Below are 16,022 nucleotides of genomic sequence, written 5' to 3'. Positions count from 1 at the left end.
CCTTAGCGCATCAGACGCTGATGCACAGGTATTTGATTTCGAGGTAGTCCTCGATGCCGTACTTGGAACCTTCACGGCCCAGGCCCGAGGCCTTGATACCGCCGAACGGCGCCACTTCGTTGGAGATCAGGCCGGTGTTGATACCCACCATGCCGTACTCCAGGGCCTCGGCGACGCGGAACACGCGGCTCATGTCGCGGGCGTAGAAGTACGAGGCCAGGCCGAACTCGGTGTCGTTGGACATGGCGATGACTTCGGCCTCGTCCTTGAAGCGGAACAGCGGCGCCAGCGGGCCGAAGGTCTCTTCCTTGGCGACGGCGGCGCTCGATGGCACGTCGACCAGGATGGTCGGTTCGAAGAAGTTGCCTTCGATCAGCTTGCCGCCGGACAGCACCTTGGCGCCCTTGGCGACGGCGTCCTCGATGTGCTCCTGGACCTTGGCGACGGCCTTGCCATCGATCAGCGGGCCAGTGGTGGTGCCTTCTTCCAGGCCGTTACCGATCTTCAGCTTGGCGACAGCGGCCTTGAGCTTCTCGGCGAACGCGTCGTAGACGCCGTCCTGCACGTAGATACGGTTGGCGCAGACGCAGGTCTGGCCGTTGTTGCGGTACTTGGAGATGATCGCGCCCTCGACCGCCTTGTCCAGGTCGGCGTCGTCGAACACGATGAACGGGGCGTTGCCACCCAGCTCCAGGGAGACCTTCTTGATGTCCTTGGCGCATTCTTCCATCAGCTGTCGACCGATTTCGGTCGAGCCGGTGAAGGACAGCTTGCGTACCAGGGAGTTGCCGGTCAGTTCGGAGCCGACTTCGCCGGCGCTGCCGGTGATCACGCTCAGCACGCCAGCCGGGATGCCGGCACGGGTGGCCAGTTCGACCAGGGCCAGGGCGGAGTACGGGGTCTGCGAAGCGGGCTTGAGCACCATGGTGCAACCGGCGGCCAGGGCCGGGCCGGCTTTACGGGTGATCATCGCGGCCGGGAAGTTCCACGGGGTAATGGCGGCGGTGACGCCGATCGGCTGCTTGATGACGATCAGGCGCTTGTCCGGCTGGTGGCCAGGGATGACGTCGCCATAGACGCGCTTGGCTTCCTCGGCGAACCACTCGATGAACGAGGCGGCGTAGGCGATCTCGCCCTTGGCCTCGGCCAGCGGCTTGCCCTGCTCGGTGGTCATCAGACGGGCCAGGTCGTCCTGGTGCTCGATCATCAGCTCGAACCAGCGACGCAGCTTGCCGGCACGCTCTTTGGCGGTCAGTGCGCGCCAGGCCGGCAGGGCCTTGTCGGCGGCCTCGATGGCACGGCGGGTCTCGGCGGCGCCCATCTTCGGCACGGTGCCGATCACTTCGCCGGTGGCCGGGTTGGTCACCTTGATGGTCTGACCGCTGTCCGCATCCAGCCATTCACCGTTGATGAAGGCCTGCTGGCGGAACAACTGAGCGTCTTTGAGCTGCATGTCGGCTTCCCTTAACTGCGCCGTGGCACGGCATGGCGCGAATTATTGATTGTTGAAAAGGCGCCCCCATGCGGGGGCGGCCGTCACAAATTCATGCACCAGGGTGTTCGACGCCTGGGTGCTGAGCGTTTGAAATCTCAAACGGAATGCTAAGCGGGGGCTGGGGTGTTGGACAATAGGCTGTTCGAAAAAAAGAACGAATGGTTGAACACCCCCCTGACAAGCGGCCCAATCGCGGGGCAAGCCCGCTCCCACAAGGAGCGCAGGGTTCCTGTGGGAGCGGGCTTGCCCCGCGATTGGGCCGTAAGAGGTTAGACCATCGGTCAGAAGGAAGGGGTCAGAACGCCTTGTCGAGGTCGATTACCAGGGCCCGGTAGCCCACGCTCCCCGGCTGGCGACTGTGCACTTTCAGCTCCACCGCCACCTCCTGGGTCCCCCGACGCACTTCATTGAGCACGGTGGTGGTCAGCTTCTCGGGCGTCAGGAAGTTCACCGATGCCGAGTAGATGAACTGGGTGTCGGTATCCGCTCGATACGCCACCACCGAAGTGATCGGGCTGTACCACTCGTCACCGCGCTCCTTGCCGTACTGCCACACTTGCTCGACCGTGCCCTTGGCCTCGTCGATCCTGTACTCCACCGCCCGGCTGTAGTTGCCGGTCAACTGGGTCGGGGCGAAATCACGGCCCCAGCCATTGTCGAACACGGTCAGCGTGCCGCGCCCAGTAAGCCAGGCGGTGTGCTGGGTCCAGGACCATTCGAAGCCCTCGCCCTGCGGCTTGAGCACCTTGTCCTGCAGGCGCGCCGGCCAGCCCTGGGGCGCGGCGAGAATCCACTTCACCTGCTTGTCGCGGCCGATCTTCACCACACCCTGGTGCCGTGCTGAAACGATGATGCTGTCGTCATCGGCGTCGTAGTCGATGGCATTGACGTGGGCCCAGTTGCGCCCGGTACCCACGCCCGGGGTGTCGCCGAACGGCAGGTCGCCCTCGGCCAGCTCGTTGGCCAGCCGGTCGTCCTGCTTGCGCACGCCGTCCGGCAGCTGGATCGCGGCCTTGCCCAGGGTTTCCAGCAACTCGCCGCGATAGGGGTCGAGGATCTGGTTCAGGTCCCAGAAGTCCAGCACGTCGCCGGCCTCGTTGACCTCGATGATATGGTCGCGGATCGAGCGCACGCGCTTGCCGTCGGGGCGGCGATAGTCGCTGGTGCCCACCCGCAGCAGGTAGCTGCCGTTCACCGTCTCGCGGATCTCGTGGGAGAAGTCGGCGAACTTGTCCGGCAGGCTGCGCTGCCACACCTTGCGGCCCAGCAGGTCGTACTTGGAGTAGGTCTGGCCCTGGCCCCAGATCAGCTTGCCGTCGCGGGTCTGGTGGAAGCCCATGGTGCCGCCCAGGCCGTCGCGGTGGTTGGAATCGTGGATCTGCTCGATGTCCAGGTACCAGCGCACGTCACCGTTGCTGTCGGCGATCCAGTTGTTGCCCACCGAGTCCCACTCGGCGGCGCCGCCCAGGCCGTTCCACTTGAAGGCGCGCCCGCCGGGAATCTCGGCCAGCAGGTGGTTGAACAGGTACAGGCGTTGCTCGAAACCGGACGCAACCTTGACCGGCTCCACCTTGGGCAGCGCGGCGGTCTGCTTGGCCACCACCGGCAGGCGTACCGCCGGCGCGTAGATTTCGTAACGCTCGCGGATGCGCTCGCCCTCGAGCTTGTAGCTCACCTCCACCTGATTGACGTGATCCGGGTACAGACCGAACACCGGGATACCGCCGTAGGTCCACAGCGAGCGGTCGGACACGTCGTAGGCGATATCGACACCGCGCTCTCCGCGGCCCAGCACCCGCACATGGGCGGCGCTCAGGGTGCGCCCGCCGTCACGGATGATCGCGGTCAGCGGTGCCAGGCGATACGGGTTGACCACCACGTCGCCGAGCAGGGCTTCGTCGCGGTCGGGCACCTTGGCGGTCAGGCAGGCGCCTTCGGGCAGGTCATGTGGTTGGGTCTTGGCATTCATGGCAAAGCTCCTTGTGCTCAGAAGTCGTAACGGGCGGTGGCGCCCACGGTGCGCGGAGTCCCCAGCACGCCGGCATAGCCACCGTTGGCGGAGTTCCACAGGCTGGTGAAATAGGTCTTGTCGCCGGCGTTCTTCACCCACAGCGACAGGTCGAGCACACCATCGCCCTGGTCCAGGCGCACGCCGGTGGACAGGTTGACGATGGCGTAGCTGGGTATCTGGCCGTACTCGGAGTCGTCGATGGTGCCGACGGCCTTCGAGCGGAACGCGTAGCTGGCGGTGACGTAGGGCTCGATCCGATCGGTGAGCTGCCACTTGTACTGGCCGTTGAGATTGGCGATGTACTTGGACGCGCCGACCACCTGGTGGCCGGTGAGATCGCAAGTGGCCGCCGCGTTGGCCAGGCTCGTTTCAGGCGGGCACGGCGCATCCTTGTAGTCGGTGTAGCGCACGTCGTTCCACGAACCGTTGAAGTTCAAGGTCAGGCCACGGATCGGCAGCGCCGTGGCTTCGAACTCCAGCCCGCGCGAACGCACGCTGCCGGCGTTGGCCAGGTACTGCACGCGGTTGACCTGGTCATAGACGTTGGCCTGGTAGCCATGCACCTCGGTCCAGAACAGGTTGGTGTTGAGCTGCAGGCGGTTGTCCAGCAACGTGCTCTTGATCCCGAGCTCGGCGTTGTTGGCGCGCTCGGTACCGACCAGCAGCGAGTCGGTGCCCAGGCGCGGCGCGGCGCCGACGGTGAGGTTGACGCCACCGGACTTCTCGCCGTGGGACAGACTGGCATAGCCCAGCACTTCGTCGCTGAAGCGGTAGCTCAGGCTGAGCAGCCCGGACGGCGCGAAGCTGTACTGGCTGAGGTCGCCCGAGTCGTAGGCACCTACCCGGCCCTGACGCGCAGTGGCCGCGGCTCCCGTCACCGCGGCGCCTCCGGCAGGCGCATCGCGGGTCACCCAGGCGCTTTTCTCTTCGTAGGTGCCACGCACCCCGGCGGTGAAATCCAGGCGCTCGGTCAGGTGCCAGGTGCCCTGGGCGAACAGCGCATAGCTGTCGGTATCGATATGGCCGTTGCCGAGGGTGGTGACGTTGGCCAACGCCCCGGCAGGCGTCAGGTTCCAGATATCGGCCTGCGGGCCGTAGTAAGTGAACGACTTGTTGTCCAGATCCTGCTTGAAGTAGTAGGCACCGAGCACGTAGTCGAAGAAGCCGCCGGTGGGCGAGGCCAGGCGGATTTCCTGCGAGTACTGCTTGTCGCGTACCGACACCCCGGCGTTGTAGGCCGCCGCCACGTTGAGGCCATCGTCGTTGCGCGGAGTGAAATCCCACCAGCGGTAGGCGCTGATCGAGGTCAGGGTGAAATCGTTGGGCAGGGTCCAGTTGGCCTCCACCGAGGTGCCGCCCTGGAACACCTTCACCATCTGGTCGGCGTCGAAATTGACCTTGCGGTCCTTGCCCGACACCAGGGTCGCCCCGGCCTGGGCGGCCAGGCTCTCGTAGCGGTTCACGCCATTGATGGTCGGGCCGGTGCTGTAGAGGCTGAGGATGCCGTTGTCGGAGCTTTCTTCGTTGTACTCGCCGATCCAGCGCACATTGAAGGTTTCGCTGGGTTTGAACAGCAATTGGGTACGGAAACCCTGGCGCTTGCCGCCGTTGAGGTCGTGGCCGTTGTAGACGTTCTTCACGTAGCCGTCGTCCTCGGTGTGATAGGCGCTGATGCGCCCGGCGAGGGTGTCGGTGAGCGGCCCGGAGAAGCTGCCCTGGGTCTGCCAGTAGCCATCTTCGCCCAGCGACGACTGCACGCTGCCCTCCTGATGGAAGGTCGGCTTGCGCGTGGTGATGTTCAACACCCCGGCGGTGGTGTTCTTGCCGAACAGCGTGCCTTGTGGGCCACGCAGCACCTCCAGCTGCTCGACGTCGAGCAGGTCGAACACCGCCATGCCCGGGCGGCCCAGGTAGACGTTGTCCAGATACACACCGACGCTGCCTTCCAGGCCATCGCTGGCTGGATTGTTACCCAGCCCGCGAATGGAAATGCTCGACTGGCGGGCATGCACGTAGGACACGTTGGTGCTCGGCACCAGTTGCTGCAGGTCCTGCACCCGGTAGATGCGCTGGGTTTCCAGGGTTTCGCTGCCGAGCACGCTGATCGGGGTAGGCACGCTCTGGGCGGTTTCCTCCCGGCGCCGGGCATTGACGGTGACGGTACCGAGCTTGGCTTCCTGCTCGGCGACCGGCGTGGACGGCGGCTCCTCGGCGAAGCTGCCGCTGGCGGCGGCCAGCAGCACCCCGGCCGCCAGGGGTTGCAGGGCGAACGACGACGCGCGCGCCGGCCAACGGGAAAGTCGGGACATGCAGATGCTCCTTGAGGCATGGGCCCAGGCGAGCATTTCCGTTGGCGGAACCGAATCGCGGTCAGGCGGGCTTATATTCTTTTAAGAGATATAAATATTTGTAATTCATATTTTGTGGAATAAGTGACTCCCTTTATAAGATTCCCAACCCTTCCCAGCAAATGCATTCCACCGAAAGTTTCCATGTAGAAAATGCATATCGACCTGCGCCAGCTCCGCCATTTCATCGCCCTTGTCGAACATCGCAGCTTCGTCGGCGCGGCAGCGGCGGTGAACCTCTCGCAATCGGCCTTCAGCCGCAGCATCCAGACGTTGGAGCACAACGTCGGCTGCCGCCTGGTCGACCGCGCCAGCAAGGAGTTGGCACCGACCCGCCAAGGGCTGCTGGTGCTGGAGCATTCACGACGGCTGGTGCATGGGGCACACAACCTGGTCAACGAGATCAATCAATTCAATGGCGCCACCACCGGCGTGGTGCGCTTCGGCTGCGGACCGGCGCCAGCCGGTGGGCTGGTCCCCCGGGCGGTGGCGCGCTTCGTCGCCGAATACCCGGCGGCACGCACCTGCTTCCAGGTGGACAACTGGCAGGCACTCAATCGCCGGTTGGTCGCCGAGGAGATCGAGTTCTTCGTCGCCGACACGCGCCAGTTCGAGGCGGACCCGGACTACCAGGTGCACAAGCTGACGCCGCAGCGCTGGCACTTCTGCTGCCGGGCCGGGCATCCGTTGACGACACTTCCAGACGTGCGGGCGAGGGATCTGTTCGACTATCCGCTGGCCACCACTTTCCGCCCGCCGAACATCCGCAAGATCCTCGGCGAGCTCAGTGGGCGGCAGGATTTCCTGCCCAGCGTGGAGTGCGAGCACGGTTATGCGTTGCTCAATGTCGTACTGCACTCGGACACCATCGGCATCGCCTGCAGTGCGAACCTGCGGCCCCATGAAGGGCTGGTCGCGCTGAAGCTGGTGGACCTGGCGCCGGATCAGGAAGAGGCGTTCTACACCCGCTATGGGGTGGTGAGCCGGGTGGGGTATGGGTTGTCGGCGCTGGCGCAGGGGCTGGTGAGGCAGTTGGTGGCCTGTGACGCCGAGTTGTAGCGAATAGGGGCTGCTACGCAGCCCTTTCGCCGGCAAGCCGGCTCCCACAAGAGAGCCATGATTGTTGTGGGAGCCGGCTTGCCGGCGAAAGGGCCGCAGAGCGGCCCCAGCGATCTCAGCCTTTGCGCGTGGTCCGGCTCAGTTGTCCGTCGACGCCCACCGGCACCTCGCCGGCCAAGGTCACCCGGCGCACGACACGCGGCTGGGTGCCGTAGTCATCCACTGCGTAATGCTGCGTCGCGCGGTTGTCCCAGATCGCCACGTCCCCCGCCTGCCAGCGCCAGCGCACGGTGTTCTCCAGACGTGTGACATGCCCCTGCAGCAGCGCGAACAGGTGCTGCGAGTCCGCCAGCGAATAGCCCTTGATGCGCTTGACGAAGTGCCCCAACTGCAGCGCCCGCTCGCCGCTGACCGGATGCACGCGCACCACCGGGTGCTCGGTCTCGTACACCGTCGAGGTGAACACCTTGCGGTAGCGCTCCAGCTTGTCCGGGTCGACATCCGGCTTCACGCTGGCGTAGTCGTACTCGTTGCTGTGCACCGCCCACAGTTGGTCAGCCAGTTCGCGCAGCGGCTCGGGCAGCTCCTGGTAGGCCGTGGCGGTGTTGGCCCAGACCGTGTCGCCACCCGAGGCGGGGGCCACCACGCTGCGCAGGATCGAGGCCTTGGGATAGGCGTCGACGAAGGTCACGTCGGTGTGCCACGAGTTGGCCCGCTGGCCCTCGGCGCCATCGAGCTGGAGCAGGTAGCTGGTGCCATCGACCACCGGCACCGTGGGGTGGGCGATGGGCTCGCCGAGCAACTGGGCGAAGGCCTCCTGGCCGACATCGTCCAGATGCGTCTGCCCACGGAAGAAGATCACCTTGTGCCGTACCAGCGCGGCCTGGATGGCATCGATGGTGGCCGGATCGAGGTCAGCGGACAGCTCGATGCCGCGGATCTCGGCGCCGATGCGCCCGGCAACGGGGTGGATGTCGAGTTCGAAGGTTTGCGGCGCGGTGGCCAGTGCAGCGTTGCTCATGGTCGTGCTCCTCACGGTTGTTGTCGGGTCAGCGGGCGGCCTGGACGGCCTGGTCCTGTTGCTGGGCGGCATCGATGAAACGGGGGTCGATCCAGTCGGCCACCTGGAAGCCGCGACGGATCAGGCGCTCCTTGACGGCCAGGTCCACGCCCTGTTGCAGCAGGCCGACGAAGCCGGCATCCAGGCGCGAGTCGAAGTAATCGGCGAGGTTCTCCTGGGCAAGGTCGTCGCGCAGGATCGCCTTCGGCCAGTTGGCGGTGTTCGCCACCAGGTCCACATAGGCCTCACGGTTGCGTTCATCGCGCAGCCACTTCACCGCCTGCTCCTGGGCGTTGACCACGCGCTGCACCAGATCGGGGTGCTGGCGGATGAACTCACCGGTGCCGAGCAGCACCGCCTGGGTGCTGCCGGCGCCCTTGAGGTCGCGAGAGTTGACCGGCAGCTCGACCAGCCCGCGCTCGCGCAGCGACAGCAGGCTGGACAGGCCCCAGGTGGCGTCGATCTGCTTGGCGGCCAGGGCGGCGTTGGCCGCGTTGAAGTCGAGGTTGATGACTTTCAGCTCACGTTCGGACAGCCCCTGGCTGGCCAGGGCGCTGGCGAACGACAGCTGGTTGGCGGTGCCGCGAAACACCGCCACGCGCTTGCCCTTGAGGTCCTGCAGGCTGTGGATGCCCGAGCCGGGCACCACGCCAAGGTAGCTCTTCACCCCACGCACCCCGGCCGACAGCACGCGGGTGTCGAGGCCGTTGGCCTTGCCGATGATCGCGGCGAGGTCGCCCAGGTAGGCGAAGTCCGCCTGGCCGTTGGCCAGAGCCTCGTTGACCACGGGGCCGGCGCCCTTGAAGAAGCGCCAGTCGATGCGGATGCCGTCCTTGGCGAACGCTTTCTCCAGCAGTTGCTGGTCGCGCAGCACATCCACCACGCCGCCGGCGCTGGGTTTGCTGCCGGCGCTGAGGTCGGGCACGGCGATACGGATCACGTCGGGCTGGGCGGCATGGGCAACCATCGGCACAGCGCTCAACAAGGCGGCGAGCAACGGGCTGAGCAGATGGCGGAAGGCGGTTTTCATGGCAAGGCTCCTTGGCAGGCTGCCACCGGCGATGGCCGGCGCTATGGGCCAGAAGCTAGGCAGGTCGGGTTAGAACCTACAAAGATCAAAACTTCATTTTTTAGTAACCAGAAGACATAAACCAGGTGCCATGCGGGCCTGCGGCAGGCTTGCAGGAAACGCATGGAAAATATGAGGAAAACGCAACAGGGCGGGGCTTTCGCATGCATCGGGCGCATGCTCTTATCTCTTGAATACTATTTATGTGAAATTTTTATTCCATAAATGAATAAACAAGGAACGGTTTGGGAGATGCCTCGATGAGCGAAGTCTTGAGCACAAGTCTGCGGCGCCTGTGGGGGCCGCTGCGCGGCCCTTTCGCGACGCAAGGCCGCTCCTGCCTGCCGGGGATCGTGCCGCTGGCGGTGGCGGCACTGTGGGTAGTCGCCAGCCGTGAGCACTGGATGAGCGAGCAGATCCTGCCCGCTCCCGCGCTGGTCTGGCAGAGCGCGCTGGAGTTCGGTTCCGGTGAGCTCTGGGGCCACCTGTGGATAAGCCTGCTGCGCTTGCTCTGGGGCCTGCTGGCAGGCATCAGCAGTGGCCTGCTGCTGGGTACCTGGCTGGGCGGATCACGACGGGCACGGACACTGGTGCTGCCCACCTTCGTCGCCCTGGCGCAGATCCCGACCCTGGCCTGGATTCCACTGTTCATGCTGTTCTTCGGCATCGGCGAGCTGCTCAAGCTGGTGGTGCTGGTCAAAGCCGTGGTGGTACCGGTCACGCTGCATACCCTGGTCGGCGTGCGCGACGCCCAGCCCAAGCTGCGCGAAGCCGCCGCCGCCCTGCGCCTGCCGCCTCACCTGCTGTTCCTGCGCCTGCTGCTGCCTGCCGCGCTGCCGGCATTTCTCGCGGGTGTGCGCCTGGCACTGGCCACCGGCTGGACCTCGTTGCTGGCGGTGGAGCTGCTGGCCTCAAGCGAAGGCATCGGCTACCTGATGGTCTGGGGGCGACAGCTGTTCATGCTCGACCTGGTGTTTCTCTGCATCCTGCTGATCGGTCTGGTCGGCGCACTGATGGACCGTGGCTTCTCGCGCCTGGAACGCAGCCTGCTGTACTGGCCGCAGCCGCCCACCGGCGAGCAGGCACGCGGCGACATCCCGCGCGGCTGGCAGAGCCTGCTGCTACCGGCCGCGCTGCTGGTGCTGTGGCAGGCGGCCAACAGCTTTGGCTGGGTCGATGCCAACATCCTCACCTCACCGCTGGACGTGCTGCGCAGCCTGTATGCCGGCCTGCTGGACGGCTCACTGCCCGAGGCCCTGCGCCTGAGCCTGCAGCGCACCTTGGCCGGACTGCTGCTCGGCGGTGGCGCAGGCTTCGCACTGGGCCTGCTGCTGGGCCTGTCGCACCACTCCGAGCGCCTGCTCGGCCCGAGCCTGTCGGCGCTGCGCCAGGTGGCGCTGTTCGCCTGGGTGCCGCTGCTCACCGCCTGGTTCGGCCTGGGCGAGGGCGCCAAGCTGGTGTTCGTCGCGCTGGCGGCGTTCTTCCCGCTGCTGATCGCCACCCAGCGGGGCATCGCCAGCCTGTCGCCACAACTGGGCGAAGCGGCGCAGGCGCTGCGCCTGGACCTGCCGCATCGCCTGCGCCTGCTGGTGCTGCCCGGCGCCGCCCCGGCGATCTTCGCCGGCCTGCGCCTGTCGTTGATCTACGCCTGGCTCGGCACCATCGGCGCCGAATACTTCATGCCTTCGGACGGCGGCATCGCCAGCCTGATGATCGGCGCCCAGCAGTTGTTCCGCATGGACCAGGTGATGGCCGCCATGGTCCTGATCGGCCTGGTCGGCGCCCTGCTCGGCCACCTCGGCCAACGCCTCGAATCGCGCGCCACGCGCTGGAGATCCGCATGAACGCCTTCATCACCCCGGCCCTGCACGCGGCCAATCAACCCGATGCCACGCCCGCCCTGGTCAGCTTCGAGCAGGTCGGCAAGACCTTCAGCGTCGATGGCCAGCCATTCGAGGCGATCCGTCATTTCGACCTGTCGATCAACGAGGGCGAATTCATCGCCATCGTCGGCGCCTCTGGCTGCGGCAAGTCCACCCTGTTGCGCCTGCTGGTCGGCCTGGATACCGACTACAGCGGCACCATCCGGGTCGACGGCCAGCCGGTCGGCGGCATCGGCGGCGAGCGCGGCATCGTGTTCCAGGAGCCTCGCCTGTTCCCCTGGCTGACGGTGGCGCAGAACATCGGCCTGGGCTTGGTCAACGACAGGCTCACCCAGGGCGAGCGCGCCCGGCGCATACACGAATACGTGCAGTTGGTCGGGCTGGTCGGCTTCGAGTCGGCCTACCCGCACCAGCTCTCCGGCGGCATGGCACAGCGTGTGGCGATCGCCCGCGGCCTGGTGGCCAGCCCCAGGATCCTGCTGCTGGACGAGCCGTTCGGCGCCCTCGACGCCCTGACCCGCCAGCAACTGCAGGATGAGCTGCTGGCGATACGTGAACGCGCGGGGATCACCATCCTGCTGGTCACCCACGATGCCGAGGAAGCGACCTACCTGGCCGACCGGGTGGTGGTGCTGGAGCCAAGGCCAGGGCGGATCAAGGCGGTGGTGGAGGTCGACCTGCCGCATCCGCGCCAACGTACCGGTGTGGCGTTGCATGGATTGCGCGAAAAGGTGTTGCACCAGATCACCGGCGATGGCGGCTATCTGCAGCCGGTGGTGCGACGGGTGGAGGGACTGCGGCCGGAGCTGATTGCCCTCTGAAACCGGTTGAGGCTTGCCTCGCGATGGCTTCAACCCAGCGCCCGCAGGTAATCCCAGGGGTAGATCCCGCGCTCATGCCCATCGCTGAACACCAGCTGCAGCCCATACCCCTGCGTCTCGATCCGCGTCACCCGCACATCGTCACGCAGCGGTGAAACAGCGCCCTTCAAACGTGCCGCCCGACACTGCGAACACGGACAGGCGCCGCGCAATCGAGCATGGCTGAGGACCTGCAGCGTCCCCGCCCACTGCACCTGCAACTCGCCCTGCGCGGGTCGATTGTTCAGTGCCTGGGGCGTTTCCATCACGCCGCCTCCTGCAACTGCGCCAGGGCGATACGCACCGCCTTGCGTACTTCCGGGTCACTGTCGGCTGCGGCCGCCTGCAGCGCCGGTAGAGCCCGAGCCTCGCCCAGCTCCCCCAACGCCAGCGCGGCTTCCTTGCGCAGGTTGGCGATGCCATGCCCAAGCAGATCCGCCAAGCCCTCGAGGGCAGGAGCATGACGCAAACGGCCCAACGCGCGCGCCGCGCGCAACCGCACCTGCCAGTAGCTGTCGCCCAGCGCCGCGACCAGCGCCTGGCCCGCCTCGCCATGGCCGACCTTGCCCAGCGTGGTCGCCGCTTCCTCGCGGACCTGCCACGCCTCGTCCGCCAGGGCATCGATCAGCGCGGGCAGCACCGTGGTGTCGCTGGCCAGGCCGAGGGCGCCAATGGCGGCACGACGAACCTCGGTGTCCGCCTCGCTCGCCGCGAGCCGGGCCAGTGCCGCCAGCGCCGGTTCATGCTTGAGCCAGCCGAGAATGCCCACCGCCTCGCGCCGCACGCCGGCATCGACATCCGCCAGCGCCCGCAATGCCGGCCCGGCGGCGTCCTCCAGGCGCAGCTCGCGCAGCGCCCGCAAGGCACTGGCGCGGACGAAGGCATCGGCATGCTCGACCCAGGGCAGGATCAACAGGCCAGCCTGCGGGGTCTTCAGTTCGCTCAGGCTCTGCGCGGCAGCCAGACGCACCGCCTCGGCGGGGTCGGCCAGCGCCATGCACAGGCCTTGCACCACTTCCGGTGCCTCCCAGGCCTCCAGCAGGCGCGCCGCCTCGGCACGCACTTCGGCGACAGGGTCGACCAGCAGGGCATCGGTCAGCCAGGGCAAGGCATCCGGGTCTTCCAGGTCAGCCAGTTCGATCAGGGCGATGCGGCGTACGCTGGCATCGGTATCGTTCAGACGGGGCAGCAGGATGAGGACGTCAGGGTTGTCGGTGTTTCGTTCAGTCATCGGAGAATCCACGGCGCAATTGAGTGGGGTGTTCAACGCAACAGGTAAGGGATGTCCACCTTCACCGCGCCGGTGGGGCAGTCCTTCTCGCAGGGCATGCAGTACCAGCACTCGTCGAAGGCCATGTAGGCCTTTTGCGTGGCCGGGTTGATGGCCAGCAGGTCCATCGGGCAGACCTCGACGCAGACGGTGCAACCTTTCTCGGCGATGCACTTGTCTTCATCGATGGTGACCGGGGCGCTGCTGCGAAAGAAGATTTCCTGGGGTTGGTAGGCCATTTCACGGGGTCCTTGGAGCCTTCGGGCTCTCGTTCTGGTGAGGGCTGCGCCATGCCTGTGGCAACGGCGGTGGATGGCAAGGGCCAAGTCCGCTCCCACAGAGGTTGCTGAAAATCACGATCAAGCCGCGTCGGTCTTGACCCGCAGCCGTTCGTACGCGGTCTGTTCCGCGGCATCCAGAGCGACCAGGTAGGGCTCCACCGGCTTCTTGAAACTGGTCATCTCCCCCTCCTCGCCCTTCTTCAGATGGCAATGACAGAACCACTCGTCATCGTTGCGCTCAGGGAAATCGACCCGATGGTGGTACAGCCCCCAACGACTCTCCTCGCGGAACAGCGAAGCCCGCGCCGCCATCTCGGCGCAGTCGCGGATCACCGTGACTTCCATCGCGCGCATCAGCTCATGGGGGTTGCTGGCCTTCATCTGCCCGAGGTCGCGCTCGATCTCGGCGAACCGCGCCAGGCCGATTTCCATCTTCTTCGTCACCTTTGGCGGCTGCAGGTAATCGTTGACCATGCGCCGCAGCTTGTACTCGACCTGCGCTGGCGGCAGGCCGTGCTCACGATGCAGCGGCGCGAACACCCGCTCACGCTCACGCTCGACCTGCCCGGCATCGACTTCGGCGAAATCCCGCCCGGCCACGTACTGCGCGGCGTTCACGCCGGCAAACCAGCCGTAGGTGAAGGCCCCGAGCATGTAGTTGTGCGGCACCGCGGCCATGTCGCCAGCGGCGTACAACCCTTTCACGCTGGTCTCGGCCTTCTCGTTGACCCACACCCCTGAAGCCGAATGCCCGGAGCAGAAACCGATTTCGGAGATGTGCATCTCGACCATGTGCTGGCGGTAATCGGTACCGCGCCCGGCGTGGAACTGGCCACGGCTGGGGCGCTCGTTGCCGTGCAGGATCTGCTCGATGTTCTGGATGGTCTCCTCGGCCAGGTGGTCGAGCTTGAGGAACACCGGGCCGTTGCCGCCTTCGAGTTCCTGATGGAACTCCCACATCATCTGCCCGCTCCAGTAGTCGCACTCGATGAAGCGCTCGCCCTTGCTGTTGGCGGTGTAGCCACCCAGCGGGCCGGTGACGTAGGCGCAGGCCGGGCCGTTGTAGTCCTTGATCAGCGGGTTGATCTGAAAGCACTCGAGGTTCGCCAACTCCGCTCCGGCGTGATAGGCCATGGCGTAGCCGTCGCCGGCGTTGGTCGGGTTCTCGTAGGTGCCCATCAGGTAGCCCGAGGACGGCAAGCCCAGGCGCCCGGCGGCGCCGCAGGCGAGGACCACCGCCTTGGCGCGGATCACCCGGAACTCGCCCGAACGGCAATCGAAACCAAGCACCCCGGCCGCCGCGCCATCGCCATCGAGCAGCACGCGGGTGCAGACCATGCGGTTGCTGATCTCGACCCGAGCGCGCTTGAGCTGGCGGTACAGCACCTTCTTGATGTCGTGGCCTTCGGGCATCGGCAGCACGTAGGCGCCCATGTGGTGGACCTTCTTCACCGCGTAGTCGCCGGTCTCGTCCTTCTCGAACTTCACGCCCCAGCGGTCGAGCTGCTCGAGGGTCTCGAAACTCCGGGTGGCGTAGGCGTGCACCGTGGCCTGGTTGACGATGCCGTCGTTGGCGACGGTGATTTCCTTGGTGTATTGCTCGGCGGTGGCGTGGCCGGGAATGATGACGTTGTTCAGGCCGTCCATGCCCATGCTGATGGCACCGCTGCGCTTGACGTTGGCCTTGTCCAGCAACAGCACGCGCAGGTGTTTGTCCTGCTCCTTGGCCTTGATCGCCGCCATGGGCCCGGCGGTGCCGCCACCGATCACCACGATGTCGTAGTCCTGGGTCTCGATAGTCATGCCTTGTCCCCCTTCTGGCGGTCGATGCGCAGGCGGTACTGGAAGGCGTCGCCGCGGTAGTAGAGGTGCTCGAAGTCCAGCGGCGTGCCGTCGGCGGTGTGGGTGAGGCGTTCGATGCGCATGATCGGCGAGCCCTCCTGCACATCCAGCGCCTGGGTCAGGTCGCTGTCGGCGAGTACCGCATCGATGGCAAGGTCTGCGTGGCCAAGGGCTATGCCGCAGTCGTTCTCCAGCAGCACGAAGATGTCGCGGGTGACCAGATCGGCGTTCTCCAGCCGCTCGCCGACGCTCTTCGCCAGCCAGGTGATTTCCAGCGACACCGGCTCGCGGTTGATCAGGCGCACGCGGCGGATCTCGGTGACCTCGCTGCCCTCGGCAACCTGCAGGCGCGCCGCGACCAGGGCGTTGGCAGGCACATGGCGGAAGCTGCGCAGGCGGTTGAGCACCTCGTAACCCATCTGCGTCATCGATTCGCCCAAGCCCTGCAGGGTGCTGACGTTCTGAAACGCCTTGGGCTTGGCGACGAAGGTGCCCTTGCCGTGAATCTTGAAGATCAGCCCTTCCTTCTGCAGGTCGCCCAGCGCCTGGCGCACGGTGATGCGGCTGACGTCGAAGGCCTTGCCCAGTTCGTTTTCCGAGGGCATGCGGCTGTGTGGTGGATAGGTACCGTCGAGAATGCGCTCGCGCAGCAGTTCCTTGAGCTGGGTGTAGAGCGGTACGGGGGAGAGGGGAAGCAGTTCGGCCATGATTGTCTTCGCTGTCGGCTGACTTGTTATAACAAGTTGTGACCAGACAATATCTGGCATGACCCAACACTGGGAAATATCGATATGGCATATGAATAGAGACTTTTATCCGCTGTTCCAACCCATTCGCGGGCAAG

At 65.8% G+C, this 16,022-nt stretch carries 13 protein-coding genes; 3 read left to right on the top strand and 10 right to left on the bottom strand.

From position 1 onward, the window contains the following. Window positions 1–10: 10 nt before the first annotated feature. From gabD to N7422_RS12410, 3 genes are all read right to left on the bottom strand, one after another. Window positions 11–1,453: an NADP-dependent succinate-semialdehyde dehydrogenase gene (gabD, locus tag N7422_RS12420; protein WP_279806813.1), complete on the bottom strand. Its 1,443-nt coding sequence runs from the start codon at window positions 1,451–1,453 to the stop codon at window positions 11–13. A gap of 337 nt (window positions 1,454–1,790) precedes the next feature. Next, window positions 1,791–3,464: an aryl-sulfate sulfotransferase gene (locus N7422_RS12415; RefSeq protein WP_279806812.1), complete on the bottom strand. Its 1,674-nt coding sequence runs from the start codon at window positions 3,462–3,464 to the stop codon at window positions 1,791–1,793. 17 nt (window positions 3,465–3,481) lie between these two features. Continuing rightward, window positions 3,482–5,815, bottom strand: coding sequence for a TonB-dependent receptor (locus tag N7422_RS12410; RefSeq protein ID WP_279806811.1), 2,334 nt, complete (start codon window positions 5,813–5,815; stop codon window positions 3,482–3,484). A gap of 192 nt (window positions 5,816–6,007) precedes the next feature. On the opposite strand from N7422_RS12410, the gene N7422_RS12405 reads away from it, so the two are divergent. Continuing rightward, the gene (locus N7422_RS12405) at window positions 6,008–6,913 is read left to right on the top strand and encodes a LysR family transcriptional regulator (RefSeq protein ID WP_279806810.1); all 906 of its coding nucleotides are present in this window, start codon (window positions 6,008–6,010) and stop codon (window positions 6,911–6,913) included. Window positions 6,914–7,028: 115 nt separating this feature from the next. Here N7422_RS12405 and N7422_RS12400 read toward each other — a convergent pair whose 3' ends face one another. Both N7422_RS12400 and N7422_RS12395 read right to left on the bottom strand, forming a co-directional pair. Beyond that, window positions 7,029–7,934, bottom strand: coding sequence for a TauD/TfdA family dioxygenase (locus N7422_RS12400; protein ID WP_279806809.1), 906 nt, complete (start codon window positions 7,932–7,934; stop codon window positions 7,029–7,031). A gap of 28 nt (window positions 7,935–7,962) precedes the next feature. Then, window positions 7,963–9,003, bottom strand: a complete 1,041-nt coding sequence (locus N7422_RS12395; protein ID WP_279806808.1) for an ABC transporter substrate-binding protein — start codon at window positions 9,001–9,003, stop codon at window positions 7,963–7,965. Between the two features lie 299 nt (window positions 9,004–9,302). Here N7422_RS12395 and N7422_RS12390 point away from each other — a divergent pair, with 299 nt between their 5' ends. Together N7422_RS12390 and N7422_RS12385 are read left to right on the top strand one after the other, a co-directional pair. Then, window positions 9,303–10,886 (top strand): ABC transporter permease subunit, encoded by a 1,584-nt coding sequence (locus N7422_RS12390; protein WP_279806807.1) that lies wholly within the window; start codon window positions 9,303–9,305, stop codon window positions 10,884–10,886. Beyond that, window positions 10,883–11,746, top strand: a complete 864-nt coding sequence (locus N7422_RS12385) for an ABC transporter ATP-binding protein (protein WP_279806806.1) — start codon at window positions 10,883–10,885, stop codon at window positions 11,744–11,746. The genes N7422_RS12390 and N7422_RS12385 overlap by 4 nt, the downstream gene beginning before the upstream one ends. 29 nt (window positions 11,747–11,775) lie before the next feature. Here N7422_RS12385 and N7422_RS12380 read toward each other — a convergent pair whose 3' ends face one another. From N7422_RS12380 to N7422_RS12360, 5 genes are all read right to left on the bottom strand, one after another. Continuing rightward, window positions 11,776–12,051, bottom strand: a complete 276-nt coding sequence (locus tag N7422_RS12380; RefSeq protein ID WP_279806805.1) for a DUF971 domain-containing protein — start codon at window positions 12,049–12,051, stop codon at window positions 11,776–11,778. After that, complete coding sequence (locus N7422_RS12375) at window positions 12,051–13,016, bottom strand: HEAT repeat domain-containing protein (RefSeq protein ID WP_279806804.1); 966 nt, start codon at window positions 13,014–13,016, stop codon at window positions 12,051–12,053. The genes N7422_RS12380 and N7422_RS12375 overlap by 1 nt, the downstream gene beginning before the upstream one ends. 32 nt (window positions 13,017–13,048) lie before the next feature. Then, window positions 13,049–13,294, bottom strand: a complete 246-nt coding sequence (locus tag N7422_RS12370) for a ferredoxin family protein (RefSeq protein WP_008096634.1) — start codon at window positions 13,292–13,294, stop codon at window positions 13,049–13,051. Between the two features lie 120 nt (window positions 13,295–13,414). Then, entirely contained in the window at window positions 13,415–15,139 is a 1,725-nt protein-coding gene (locus N7422_RS12365) for a fumarate reductase/succinate dehydrogenase flavoprotein subunit (RefSeq protein WP_279806803.1), read from the bottom strand. Continuing rightward, window positions 15,136–15,885 carry a GntR family transcriptional regulator gene (locus N7422_RS12360; RefSeq protein ID WP_279806802.1) on the bottom strand — a complete coding sequence of 250 codons (750 nt, stop codon included), beginning with the start codon at window positions 15,883–15,885 and terminating at the stop codon, window positions 15,136–15,138. The genes N7422_RS12365 and N7422_RS12360 overlap by 4 nt, the downstream gene beginning before the upstream one ends. Window positions 15,886–16,022 lie beyond the last annotated feature (137 nt).

This window comes from Pseudomonas sp. GD04091 (assembly GCF_029836165.1).
Taxonomy (GTDB): domain Bacteria; phylum Pseudomonadota; class Gammaproteobacteria; order Pseudomonadales; family Pseudomonadaceae; genus Aquipseudomonas.
This window is presented reverse-complemented; position numbering and strand designations above follow the sequence as displayed.